Below are 12,644 nucleotides of genomic sequence, written 5' to 3'. Positions count from 1 at the left end.
CATGGAACGCGTGTACATCGGCCTGGGCAGTAATCTGGATGAACCGCAGGAACAACTGCGCAGTGCTATTGATGCGCTGCGTGAGTTGCCCGACACATCGCTGGCAGCAACCTCTGCTTTCTACAGCAGCGAATCGCTGTCACCCGGCCAGCCTCGCTACACCAATGCCGTAGCCGCCCTGGACACTGCGTTGGCGCCTCTGGACCTGCTCGACAGCCTGCAAGCGATCGAAACCGCCCAGGGCCGTGAGCGCAAGGAGCGCTGGGGCCCGCGCACCCTGGACCTGGATATCCTGCTGTACGGCGATCATCTGATCGACATCCCGCGCCTGAAAGTCCCGCATTACCACATGCAGGCGCGACCGTTCGTCCTTTACCCGCTGGCCGAACTGGTCCCGGCCGACTTCCTGCTGGCCGACCAGCGCAGCCTTGCCAAACTGCTGGCAGATTGCCCGTTCGTCGGCCTGGAACGCCTGTAACCGGGCGTTCCCCCATACGGTTACGCCTGTAACAGTGCATTCGTAACAATGCGGTAACAGGGTAATTGACTTCAGCCCCCTCCCTCACGACTATAGGCGTCCGACGGCGCCTGTGCGCCGAAAAAAGGCGTATATAGGCCTGGAACAGGTCGCAATTAAAACACCACGATCGATGATGTGCTGTTCCAGAAGATGAATACACGCGTTGTACGCAGTCGTTTTTCACAGCGCCTGAATGAGGATTCCTTTTCATGCCAGATGTAACCCTGACCACCCTGCAGAGCCTCAAGGCCAAGGGTGAGAAAATAGCCATGCTGACCTGCTACGACGCAACCTTCGCCCAGGCTGCCAGCCGTGCCGGCGTGGAAATCCTGCTGGTCGGAGACTCGCTGGGCATGGTCCTGCAGGGTCATGACAGTACCTTGCCGGTGACCAACGCCGAGATGGCTTATCACACCGCCTGCGTCAAACGGGGCAACGAAGGCGCATTGATCCTCGCTGACTTGCCGTTCATGGCCTGTGCCACCATTGAGCAGGCTTTCGCCAACAGCGGCGCCCTGATGCAAGCGGGCGCGCACATGGTCAAAGTCGAGGGCGCCGCCTGGCTCGCGGATACCATCCGCCTTCTGGCCGAACGTGGCGTTCCGGTTTGCGCGCATATGGGCCTGACCCCGCAGACCGTGAACATCCTCGGCGGCTACAAGGTCCAGGGCCGCCAGGAAAACCAGGCGCGGCAGATGCGTGCCGACGCCATTGCCCTGGAGCAGGCTGGTGCGGCGATGCTGCTGCTCGAATGCGTACCCAGCGAACTGGCCGCGGAAATCACCCAGGCGGTGAGCATCCCGGTGATCGGTATCGGTGCCGGCAGTGCGACCGATGGCCAGGTACTGGTGCTGCACGATATGCTCGGCTTGTCGCTGACCGGACGCGTACCGAAGTTTGTGAAAAACTTCATGGTCGGCCAGAGCGATATCCAGGGTGCGCTCAAGGCTTACGTAACAGCCGTCAAGGACGTCAGCTTCCCAGGCAGCGAACACGGGTTCAGTGCATGAATACAGTCAAGACCGTCCGCGAATTGCGCGCCGCTGTGGCGCGGGCACGCAGTGAAGGCAAACGCATCGGTTTCGTACCGACCATGGGCAACCTGCACAGCGGCCACGCCGCACTGGTGACCAAGGCCGCACAGCGCGTCGATTTCGTCGTTGCGAGTATCTTCGTCAACCCGCTGCAGTTCGGCCCCAGCGAAGACCTCGACAAGTACCCGCGAACTCTCGCTGCCGACCAGGAGAAACTGCTCCAGGCCGGGTGCCACCTGCTGTTCGCCCCCAGTGTCGAGGAGATGTATCCCGACGGTATGGACGGCCAGACCCGCGTCAACGTTGCACAGCTGTCCGACGGACTGTGTGGCGCCAGCCGTCCAGGCCATTTTGAAGGTGTGGCGACCGTGGTCAGCAAGCTGTTCAATATGGTCCAGCCGGATCTGGCCGTGTTCGGTCAGAAAGACTTCCAGCAGTTGGCGGTGATCCGCGCCCTGGTGCGCGATCTGAACATGCCGATCCAGATCATTGGCGAACCGACCGTGCGTGCCGAGGATGGCCTGGCGCTGTCCTCTCGCAACGGTTATCTGAACGAAGAACAACGTGCCATCGCGCCAGCGCTGTATCGACTGCTGAGCCAGATGGCTGCGGCCATCGAACAGGGTGAACGCGACTATCCGGCCTTGATCGCCAACGGTCAGCAACAGCTGCAAAACGCCGGTTTGCGTCCTGACTACCTGGAAATCCGCCAGGCCCTTAGCCTGCGTCCGGCAACCGCCGAAGACCGCGATGTGGTGATCCTGGCCGCCGCCTACCTCGGTGCCACCCGCCTGATCGACAACCTGCATCTGAATCTCGACGACAAGTAACAAGGTCGCCCGCCGAGCCCACTCCCTGTAACCCGGGCTGATGCCTATAATTGGCATCAGCCTGCAAACGGGGCGCTGGTTTCAGTGTCCAAGGCAGTTCACGTAATAAGGAAACCTGCAGCGATGGCTTACTACCGCACCCCCCATGATGTCACCGCTCTGCCCGCCTGGCAGGCGCTCCAGCAACACCGCGAAGCCATGCAGGACTTCAGCATGCGCGAGGCATTCAATGCCGAGCCAAAGCGCTTCGAACAGTTTTCCCTGAGCACCTGCGGACTGTTTCTCGACTATTCGAAGAACCTGATCAACGGCCAAAGCCGTGACTTGCTGGTCAATCTGGCCAATGAAGTCGACCTGCAAGAGGCAATCAAGGCACTGTTCGCCGGCGAAATTCTCAACGCCTCCGAAGGCCGCCCGGCCTTGCACACCGCACTGCGCCGGCCAGTAGGCGACAAATTGAGTGTCAACGGTGTCAACGTGATGCCTGAAGTGCACAAAGTCCTCAACCAGGTCACCGAGCTGGTCGGCCGCATCCATGACGGCCTGTGGCGCGGCTACAGCGAGAAGCCGATCACTGACGTGGTCAACATCGGTATCGGTGGCTCGTTCCTCGGCCCTGAACTGGTCTCCGAGGCGCTGCTGCCCTACGCCCAGCGCGGCGTGCGCTGCCATTACCTGGCCAATATCGACGGCAGCGAGTTCCACGAACTGTCGGCCAAACTGCGCGCTGAAACCACCCTGTTCATCGTTTCCTCGAAATCCTTCAATACCCTGGAAACCCTGAAGAACGCCCAGGCCGCTCGCGCCTGGTACCTGGCCCAGGGCGGCTCGGAAGCCGAGCTGTACAAGCACTTCATCGCCGTGTCGAGCAACAAGGCCGCCGCTGTGGCCTTCGGCATCCGCGAAGAAAACATCTTCCCGATGTGGGACTGGGTCGGCGGTCGTTACTCGCTGTGGTCAGCCATTGGTCTGCCGATTGCCCTGGCCATTGGCACCGCCAACTTCAAAGAGCTGCTGTCCGGCGCCTACACCATGGACCAGCACTTCCAGAACGCCCCGTTCGAGCAGAACATGCCGGTGCTGCTGGCTCTGCTGGGTGTCTGGTACGGTAACTTCTGGGGTGCACAGAGCCACGCGATCCTGCCGTACGATCACTACCTGCGTAACATCACCAAGCACCTGCAGCAACTGGACATGGAGTCCAACGGCAAGAGCGTTCGCCAGGATGGCACACCGGTCAACCATGACACCGGTCCGGTGATCTGGGGTGGCGTCGGCTGCAACGGCCAGCATGCCTACCACCAGTTGCTGCACCAGGGCACCCAACTGATCCCGGCCGACTTCATCGTTCCGGTAGTCAGCTTCAATCCGGTTGCCGACCACCATCAATGGCTGTACGCCAACTGCCTGTCGCAGAGCCAGGCGCTGATGCTCGGCAAGACCCGTAGCGAGGCCGAAGCCGAGCTGCGCGACAAGGGCATGAGCGAAGCCGATATCCAGAAGCTGGCACCCCACAAGGTGATCCCGGGCAACCGTCCGAGCAACACCCTGGTGGTCGAGCGCATCAGTCCACGCCGTCTCGGCGCGCTGGTGGCGATGTACGAGCACAAAGTGTTCGTGCAGAGCGTGATCTGGGGTATCAACGCCTTCGACCAGTGGGGCGTGGAGCTGGGCAAAGAGCTCGGCAAGGGTGTCTATCAGCGCCTGACCGGTGGTATCGAAGAAGCTGCCGAAGACGCGTCGACCCAGGGCCTGATCAACTTCTTCCGCAGCCGCCACCGCGGTTGATCGCCCGTGTTACCCCTGGCTGAACGAACACAGCCAGGGGTAGCGGCTACACTGTCCTGACAAAAACAATCAGGACAGGACCCCGCCATGTTCGATATCAGCGCCTATCCCCATGCCGATGCCGTCAGCAAAGCGGCGCGCCTGAGCCAGGCCGAGTACCAGCGTCTGTACCGCCAGTCGATTGAAGAGCCTGACGTGTTCTGGGCAGAACAGGCCCAAGCCCTGAACTGGATCAAGCCTTGGAGCAGCATCCAGCACAGTGACATGAAGACCGGCCAGGCCACCTGGTTCAGGGATGCCCAACTTAATGTCAGCTACAACTGCATCGACCGCCACCTGGCTACACGGGGCAACCAGCCGGCGATCATCCGTGAAGGCGACAATCCTGCCGACTCCAGCATCATTACCTACCGCGAACTGCACCAGCATGTCTGCCGTCTGGCCAATGTGCTTAAACAGCGCGGAGTCAAAAAAGGTGATCGGGTATGCATCTACATGCCCATGGTCCCCGAGGCCGCCTATGCCATGCTTGCCTGCAGCCGCATCGGTGCAATTCATTCGGTGGTGTTCGGCGGTTTCTCACCCGATGCTCTGCGTGACCGTATCCTCGACGCCGATTGCCGCACCGTAATCACTGCCGATGAAGGCATTCGCGGCGCCAAGACCGTACCGCTGAAGAACAACGTCGACAAGGCGCTGCTCAGTTGCCCGGATGTCAGCACGGTGGTGGTGATCAAGCGCACCGGCGGCCAGGTCGCCTGGAGCGAAGGCCGCGACCTCTGGTACCACGAAGCGATCAAACAGGTCAGCGATGACTGCCCGCCCGAACCAATGGACGCTGAAGACCCACTGTTCATCCTCTACACCTCCGGCAGCACCGGCAAACCCAAAGGCGTACTGCACACCACCGCCGGCTACCTGCTGCAGGCCACCCTGACCTTCAAGACCGTATTCGATTACCGTGAAGGCGAAGTGTTCTGGTGCACCGCCGATGTCGGCTGGGTAACCGGGCACAGCTATATCGTTTACGGGCCGCTGGCCAATGGCGCGATCACCTTGATGTTCGAAGGCGTGCCCAACTACCCCGACACCTCGCGTTTCTGGCAGGTGGTCGACAAACACAAGGTGAACATTTTCTATACCGCCCCCACCGCGCTGCGCGCCTTGATGCGTGATGGTAATGGGCCGCTGCAGAACACTTCGCGCAAGAGCCTGCGCCTGCTCGGCAGCGTCGGCGAACCGATCAACCCGGAGGCCTGGGAATGGTATTTCAATGCGGTGGGCGAGCAACGCTGCCCGATTGTCGATACCTGGTGGCAGACCGAAACCGGCGGCATCATGATCAGCCCACTGGTAAGCAGCCGGCGGATAAAACCCGGGTGCGCCACCCAACCGATGTTCGGCGTACAACCCGTGCTGCTCGATGACCAGGGCAAGCTGATCGAAGGCCCGGGCAGCGGCATGCTGGCGATCAAGGCCAGCTGGCCCGGGCAGATCCGCAGCGTGTATGGCGATCCGCAACGGATGATCGACACCTACTTCAAACCGCTGCCGGGTTACTACTTCACTGGCGACGGCGCCCGCCGCGATGAAGACGGCGACCTGTGGATAACCGGGCGCATCGATGACGTGATCAACGTCTCCGGGCACCGCATCGGCACCGCCGAAGTCGAAAGTGCGCTGGTATTGCACGACAGCATCGCCGAGGCCGCGGTAGTCGGGTACCCTCACGATCTCAAGGGGCAAGGCATCTATGCCTTTGTCACGCCAATGAACGGGGTAAACCCGGACGACACGCTCAAGCAGGCGCTGCTGGCCCTGGTCAGCAAGGAAATCGGCAGCTTCGCCAAGCCGGAACTGATCCAGTGGGCGCCAGCACTGCCCAAGACCCGCTCCGGCAAGATCATGCGTCGCATTCTGCGCAAGATCGCCTGCAACGAGCTGGACAACCTGGGTGACACTTCGACCCTGGCCGACCCCAGTGTGGTCCAGGGCCTGATCGAAAAACGTTTGAATACATAACCGGCAGCCGGTCATGGCTGCCTCGCACGCAAGGTAACCATGGAAGCGATTCGCCGCCGTATCGAAACCCAGGTGATGAGCCTGACCGGCTTGTCCCTGGGGCAGCTTGACCTGGAAAACCCTAAGGGCGACCCCGGCCTGTTCGGCCCGGACAGCATCAGCTGGCGTGTACACGGCGACTTCCCGAGCATGCTGGTGGGCGGTATCAGTGCTCTGCTCCTGCAACTGCTGCATCCGCTGGCCCTGGCTGGGGTCTGGGATCACTCCAATTTTCGCCAGGATCTGCTCGGACGCCTGCGCCGCACCAGCCAGTTCATCTCCGGCACCACCTTCGGTGCCACCGGCGATGCCAACTGGCTGATCGAGAAAGTCCGCACCATCCATCTACAGGTCGTCGGTAGCGCTGCCGATGGGCGCCCCTATGCAGCCAGCGACCCAGAGCTGTTGACCTGGGTGCATGTGGCCGAGGTCAGCAGCTTTCTTGCCGCCCACCTGCGTTACCGCAATCCGAACCTGCCCCACGCCGAACAGGATGCCTACTACGCCGAAATCGCCCTGATCGCCGAACGCCTGGGGGCCCGGGATGTACCACGCTCGCGTCAACAGGTAACGGATTACCTGCAGGCCATGCGTCCACAGTTGTACGCCGATGAACGAAGCCAGGAAGTGGTGCAGGTATTGCTCGATGCCCCCGCGCCCAGCCGTCTGGCCAAGCCGGTGGGTAGCCTGATGTTGCGCGCGGGTATCGATTTGCTGCCTGATTGGGCCAGCGCCATGCTGGACCTGCAGCAACATTCCTTGCAACGGCGCCTTATTCGCCTGGGTATCAACAGCACAGCCCCGGTGCTGCGCTGGGCCATGCGTGACGGCTCGGCGCATCGAGCGCGGCGGCGCATGGGTATTCACTGAAGGCGACCGAGCGGTTCGCCATTAGCGATTTCCCGAGCATCTATGCCACCATGACGGTTGATCAAGGCCCCGCAGGGGCCTGTGCTGTTCTGACGCCAAATCGAATAATAGTGAGGACCCGCGCCATGCAAGATGTTGTTATCGTTGCCGCCACCCGAACCGCTGTCGGTAGCTACCAAGGAGCGCTGGCCGCCATTCCCGCCGTTGACCTCGGCGCTGCGGTGATTCGCCAACTGCTGACCCTGACCGGCATCGATGCCGAGCTGGTCGATGAAGTGATCCTCGGCCAGGTGCTGACCGCTGGTGCCGGGCAAAACCCTGCGCGCCAGGCCGCGATCAAGGCCGGCCTGCCCCACGCGGTACCGGCCATGACCCTGAACAAAGTCTGCGGCTCCGGCCTCAAGGCCCTGCACCTGGCAACCCAGGCCATCCGCTGCGGCGACGCCGAAGTGATCATCGCCGGCGGCCAGGAAAACATGAGCCTGGCCAACTACGTCATGCCCGGCGCCCGTACCGGTTTGCGCATGGGCCACAGCACCCTGATCGACAGCATGATCAGCGACGGTCTGTGGGATGCCTTCAACGACTACCACATGGGCATCACCGCCGAGAACCTGGTGGAAAAGTACGGCATCAGCCGTGAAGACCAGGATGCCTTCGCCGCCGCCTCCCAGCAAAAAGCTGCTGCCGCCATCGAAGCCCGACGCTTCGTCGACGAAATCACCCCGATCCTGATTCCTCAGCGCAAGGGCGATCCGGTTGCCTTCGCCACTGACGAACAACCACGTGCCGGCACTACCGCCGAATCGCTGGGCAAGCTCAAGCCGGCCTTCAAGAAAGACGGCACCGTCACTGCCGGTAACGCTTCGTCGCTCAACGACGGTGCCGCCGCCGTGATGCTGATGAGTGCAGCCAAGGCCCAGCAACTGGGTCTGCCGATCCTGGCGCGGATCAAGGCCTACGCCAATGCCGGCGTCGACCCTGCGATCATGGGCATCGGCCCGGTCAGCGCCACCCGCCGCTGCCTGGAAAAGGCCGGCTGGGATCTGGCCGACCTGGACCTGATCGAAGCCAACGAAGCCTTTGCCGCCCAGGCCCTGTCGGTAGGCAAGGAGCTGGGTTGGGACGCCAGCAAGGTCAACGTCAACGGCGGCGCCATTGCCCTGGGCCACCCGATCGGTGCTTCGGGTTGCCGGGTGCTGGTGACCCTGTTGCACGAGATGATCAAGCGTGATGCCAGCAAAGGCCTGGCCACCTTGTGCATCGGCGGCGGCCAGGGTGTAGCCCTGGCGATCGAACGCTGATAACAGCGGGAGGGGCTGCAACGGCCCCTCCCCTGGCGTGAACTGATAAACTGCACGTCCGCAAACCAAGGCCACGTGCATGTCCCTCTTGAATCAGGCGCTGCGCGCCGCCCTCGACGCCCGCCAGGGCCTAATCGCCGAACTGCATGCCCAGGGCACTGACTGCTACCGCCTGTTCCATGGCAGTCAGGAAGGCGCCAGCGGCCTGACCGTTGACCGCTATGGCCCGCAACTGCTGGTGCAGAGTTTCCATCAGACGCTTGAGAGCAGCGCCTTGCTTGAACTGCACGCCATGGTTGAGGCGCAGCTTGGCCTTGAGCTGCTGCTGGTCTACAACGACCGCTCCCAGGGCAACAGCCGCATCGACCGCCGTGACCCGGTTTACCAGGCCAGCGAAGCGGCCCTGGCCGACCATGTCGGTCATGAGTGGGGGCTGAACTACCGTGTCCGTGGCCGCCATGCCGGCCAAGACCCACTGCTGTTCCTCGACCTGCGCAACGCCCGCGGCTGGGTCAAGCAACACAGTGCCGGTAAGCGTGTGCTGAACCTGTTCGCCTACACCTGTGGTGTCGGCCTTAGCGCGGCAGCAGGTGGCGCCCGTGAGGTGTGTAACCTGGACTTCGCCGAAGGCAACCTGGCAGTGGGCAAGGAGAACGCGGCGCTCAACCCGGGGCTGGTGCCGATGAGCTTCATCCAGTCCGATTACTTTCCGGCGATCCGCCAGTTCGCCGGTTTGCCGATCAGTCAGCGCCGCGGTCACAAGCTGCCAGCGTACCCGCGCCTGGAGCAGCGCCAGTTCGATCTGGTGTTTCTCGACCCGCCGGCCTGGGCCAAGAGCGCCTTCGGCACCGTCGATTTACTGCGCGACTACCAGAGCCTGCTCAAACCGGCCCTGCTCAGCACCGCCGAAGACGGCGTACTGATCTGCTGTAACAACCTGGCCAAGGTCAGCCTCGACGACTGGCGCGAACAAGTACTGCGCTGCGCGGAAAAAGCCGGGCGCCCGGTACGCGACTGCCAGGTACTTAAACCGGCCAGTGACTTTCCGTCGCAGGACCAGCAACCACCGCTGAAGACCTTGATTCTTCAGCTTTAAAACAAAAAACCGGTAACTTCCGAGCTATCTTCGGAACCGATTTTACGTGCCATACTCCAAGCACTCCCGTTCCAGACAGACGACGCCGCACATGCCCAAAGGATTGAAACGCGCCCTCGGCGCCATGTTGGCCGCTTTGGCCCTGTACAGCCTGCTTGGCTTTCTGATTCTCCCAGGGGTTGCCCTGCGTATCGCCAACCAGCAATTGGCCAACTACGCCACGGTGCCTGCGCACTTGCAGCGCATCGAGCTCAACCCCTTCAGTCTTGAGCTGACTCTCTGGGGCCTGCAGATTGGCGAGCCGGACAAGAAACAGGTCGGCTTTGAACGCCTGTACGCCAACCTTGAACTCGACAGCCTGTGGACCGGTGCCCTGCACCTGGCGGGCGTCGAGCTGGAAAAGCCGCATACCGAATTGCTGTTCGCCAAGGATGGAAAACTGAACCTCGCACAGCTGTTCAAACTTCCGCCCAGCGAAGCGAAACCCGAAGCGCCACCCAGTGACCCGTTCCCGCTGCGCATCGACAGCATCAAGCTCGTCGAAGGCCTCCTGCACTTCGAGGACTTGCGGCCCAGCGAACCCATCGAGTTCCTCTACGATTCGATGAACCTGGAACTGAAGAACCTCAGCACCCTGCCTGAAGACAGCTCCGACATGACCCTGGTGGCGGTCGGACCGCACGGTGGCCGCATCGACTGGAGCGGGTCCTTCAGCCTTGTGCCCATCGCTTCCGAAGGTACGTTGAAAGTCACCGACGGTAAGATGAAAGCCTTCTGGCCCTACGTCCGCGATGCCGTGCCGCTGGTACTGGAAGAAGGCGTCATCAGTCTCGACACCCACTACAAACTGAACCTGTCCAAGGAAACCGAGCTGCTGCTCGACAATACCTCGGTGAGCATCGCACCCTTTGCCATCAAGGCGCCGGATGGTCGCCCACTGGCGCGTCTGGCACGCCTGGATGTCAGTGAAACGTCTGTAGATCTCGCCAAACAACTGGTAACCGTAGGCAAGATCCGCAGTGAGAAGCTGGAAACCTGGGCCGCGCTGGAAGCCGATGGCCAACTCGACTGGCAAAAGCTGTTCGCCAGCCAGCCGGCCAAGGCCACGCCGAAGGAGAAAGCCGAACCTGCCGCTGCCGAACCTGATAACCAGGCGCAAGCGACCCCTGCCGAGCCAGGCAAGCCCTGGCAGGTGCTGCTCAAGGATGTGCAACTGCGCAACTACCAGGTGCACCTGGCCGATCGTTCGCAGAAGCAACCGGTGGCGCTGGATGTGGGCCCGTTGAACCTCGACCTGCAGAACTTCGACAGCCTCAACCAGTCGCCTTTCACCCTCAAGCTCGATACCGGCGTGGGCAAGCAAGGCAAGTTGCAGGCTGCCGGTGAAGTCAACCTGGCGCCTGTTACCGCCAAGCTCAAGGTCAGCACCCAGGACATCGACTTGCGCATCGCCCAGGCCTACATCACGCCGTACATCCGTCTGGAGCTGCGCAGCGGCATGCTTGGCAGTGACCTCAACGTCAACCTCAGCAACGTTGATCCGCTGGCCTTCAGCATTGACGGCAAGGCGCAGGTCAACCAGTTGCATACCCTGGACACCATCAAGGATCGCGACTTCGTCAAATGGCAACAGCTCAACCTTGACGGGCTGTCCTACCGTCACGGTGATGCATTGAGCATCGGCAAGGTCAGCCTGAAGCAGCCTTATGCGCGCTTCATGATCAACGAAGACCGCACCACCAACGTCGACGACCTGCTGATCCCGCAGCCGACCACCGCGCCAACCAGTACCCAGGCGAAATCCAAGGCGCCGGCCAGCAGCGACAAGCCGTTGGGCATCCGCATCGGTGCAATCGACATCAACGATGGCTCGGCGAACTTTGCCGACTTCAGCCTGACCCCCAACTTCGCCACCGCCATCCAGCAACTCAACGGCCAGATTGGCACCATCGACAACCGCCAGCCCAAGCCGGCCAAGGTCGATATCAAGGGCAAGGTCGATCGCTACGCACCCGTGACCATCAAGGGCGCGCTGAACCCTTTCGACCCGATGGCCAGCCTGGACATCGCCACCAGCTTCAAACGCGTCGAGCTGACCACCCTGACGCCTTATTCAGGCAAGTTCGCCGGCTTTCGCATCCGCAAGGGCCGGCTGAACATCGACCTGCACTACGTCATCACCCAGGGCAAGCTCAAAGCCGAGAACAAAGTGGTGGTCGAGCAGTTGCAGCTGGGTGAGAAGGTCGAAAGCCCGGATGCGGTGGATCTGCCGATTCGCCTGGCAGTGGCCTTGCTCAAGGACACCGAAGGCAAGATCTCCATCGAATTGCCGGTGACCGGCGACCTGAACGATCCCCAGTTCAGCGTCATGCCGATCGTCTGGCAGACTCTGCGCAACCTGGTGCTGCGCGCCGCCCAGGCGCCATTCAAGTTCATCGGTGGCCTGATCACCGGTGGCGATGCCCAGGACCTGGGCAGCGTCGCCTTTGCCGCCGGTTCCAGCGATCTGGCACCTGATGCCAAGAGCGCCCTCGACAAGCTGGCGGCGGCACTCAAGGAACGCCCTGCCCTGCGTCTGGAGATCGAAGGTACCAGCGCGCAAAGCAGCGATGGACCGTTGATTGCCCAGCAACGTCTGGAGCGTGAGTACCAGAGTACCTACTACAAGATCCTCCAGCGTCGCGGTGACAAGGTGCCAGCCCAGGCTTCCGACCTGAAGGTCCCGGATGGTGACAAACCGGCGATGCTTGAAGGGATCTATCGCACCCGCATGAAGCAGCAGCCGCCGGCCGAATGGGAGCAGCTGGACCGCGAGCAGCGCACCACTCAGTTGCGCGATGCAGTGCTCAAGTCCTGGGGCGAGAGCGCTCTACTGCTGCGCCAGCTGGGTCAGGCCCGGGCCAGCAGTATCAAGGACTACCTGGTCGACAAGGGCAAGCTGGAGGACGATAGGGTGTACTTCATTGATGCCAGCCTCGGCCAGGCGGAAGCAGATGGGCGGGTAATCACGCCGCTGCATCTGGATGCTGAGTAACCGAACGGTGGGAGCGGGCTTGCCCCGCGATTGTAGACTGCCAGTCACATTGCATCGCGGGGCAAGCCCGCTCCCACCGTTCAAACAAAAGCCCCGGCAACCTGTGC

Annotated in this window: 9 protein-coding genes; all 9 read left to right on the top strand. The window is 61.9% G+C overall.

Features of this window, described 5'->3' with window-relative positions; genetic code table 11:
- Nucleotide 1 precedes the first annotated feature (1 nt).
- The 9 genes from folK (at nucleotide 2) to PSAKL28_RS03790 (ending at nucleotide 12,537) form a co-directional block, all read left to right on the top strand.
- Nucleotides 2-478 carry a 2-amino-4-hydroxy-6-hydroxymethyldihydropteridine diphosphokinase gene (gene folK / locus PSAKL28_RS03830; protein WP_038606807.1) on the top strand — a complete coding sequence of 159 codons (477 nt, stop codon included), beginning with the start codon at nucleotides 2-4 and terminating at the stop codon, nucleotides 476-478.
- Between the two features lie 251 nt (nucleotides 479-729).
- Complete coding sequence (gene panB, locus PSAKL28_RS03825; RefSeq protein ID WP_038606805.1) at nucleotides 730-1,530, top strand: 3-methyl-2-oxobutanoate hydroxymethyltransferase; 801 nt, start codon at nucleotides 730-732, stop codon at nucleotides 1,528-1,530.
- Entirely contained in the window at nucleotides 1,527-2,384 is an 858-nt protein-coding gene (panC, locus tag PSAKL28_RS03820; RefSeq protein WP_038606803.1) for a pantoate--beta-alanine ligase, read from the top strand. The genes panB and panC overlap by 4 nt, the downstream gene beginning before the upstream one ends.
- 123 nt (nucleotides 2,385-2,507) lie before the next feature.
- Nucleotides 2,508-4,172 carry a glucose-6-phosphate isomerase gene (gene pgi / locus PSAKL28_RS03815; RefSeq protein WP_038606800.1) on the top strand — a complete coding sequence of 555 codons (1,665 nt, stop codon included), beginning with the start codon at nucleotides 2,508-2,510 and terminating at the stop codon, nucleotides 4,170-4,172.
- An 87-nt stretch (nucleotides 4,173-4,259) separates the two neighbouring features.
- Nucleotides 4,260-6,194, top strand: a complete 1,935-nt coding sequence (gene acs / locus PSAKL28_RS03810) for an acetate--CoA ligase (RefSeq protein WP_038606799.1) — start codon at nucleotides 4,260-4,262, stop codon at nucleotides 6,192-6,194.
- Between the two features lie 39 nt (nucleotides 6,195-6,233).
- Nucleotides 6,234-7,103, top strand: a complete 870-nt coding sequence (locus PSAKL28_RS03805; protein WP_038606796.1) for an oxygenase MpaB family protein — start codon at nucleotides 6,234-6,236, stop codon at nucleotides 7,101-7,103.
- Nucleotides 7,104-7,228: 125 nt separating this feature from the next.
- Nucleotides 7,229-8,407 (top strand): acetyl-CoA C-acetyltransferase, encoded by a 1,179-nt coding sequence (locus tag PSAKL28_RS03800; RefSeq protein ID WP_038606794.1) that lies wholly within the window; start codon nucleotides 7,229-7,231, stop codon nucleotides 8,405-8,407.
- A 79-nt stretch (nucleotides 8,408-8,486) separates the two neighbouring features.
- Nucleotides 8,487-9,503 carry a class I SAM-dependent rRNA methyltransferase gene (locus PSAKL28_RS03795; protein ID WP_038606791.1) on the top strand — a complete coding sequence of 339 codons (1,017 nt, stop codon included), beginning with the start codon at nucleotides 8,487-8,489 and terminating at the stop codon, nucleotides 9,501-9,503.
- A 46-nt stretch (nucleotides 9,504-9,549) separates the two neighbouring features.
- Nucleotides 9,550-12,537, top strand: a complete 2,988-nt coding sequence (locus PSAKL28_RS03790) for a DUF748 domain-containing protein (protein ID WP_442604621.1) — start codon at nucleotides 9,550-9,552, stop codon at nucleotides 12,535-12,537.
- Nucleotides 12,538-12,644: the final 107 nt, after the last annotated feature.

Origin of the sequence: Pseudomonas alkylphenolica (assembly GCF_000746525.1) — a bacterium.
Lineage (GTDB): Bacteria > Pseudomonadota > Gammaproteobacteria > Pseudomonadales > Pseudomonadaceae > Aquipseudomonas > Aquipseudomonas alkylphenolica.
Note: the sequence above shows the minus strand (reverse complement) of the source record. Positions and strands in the feature narration are given on the sequence as shown.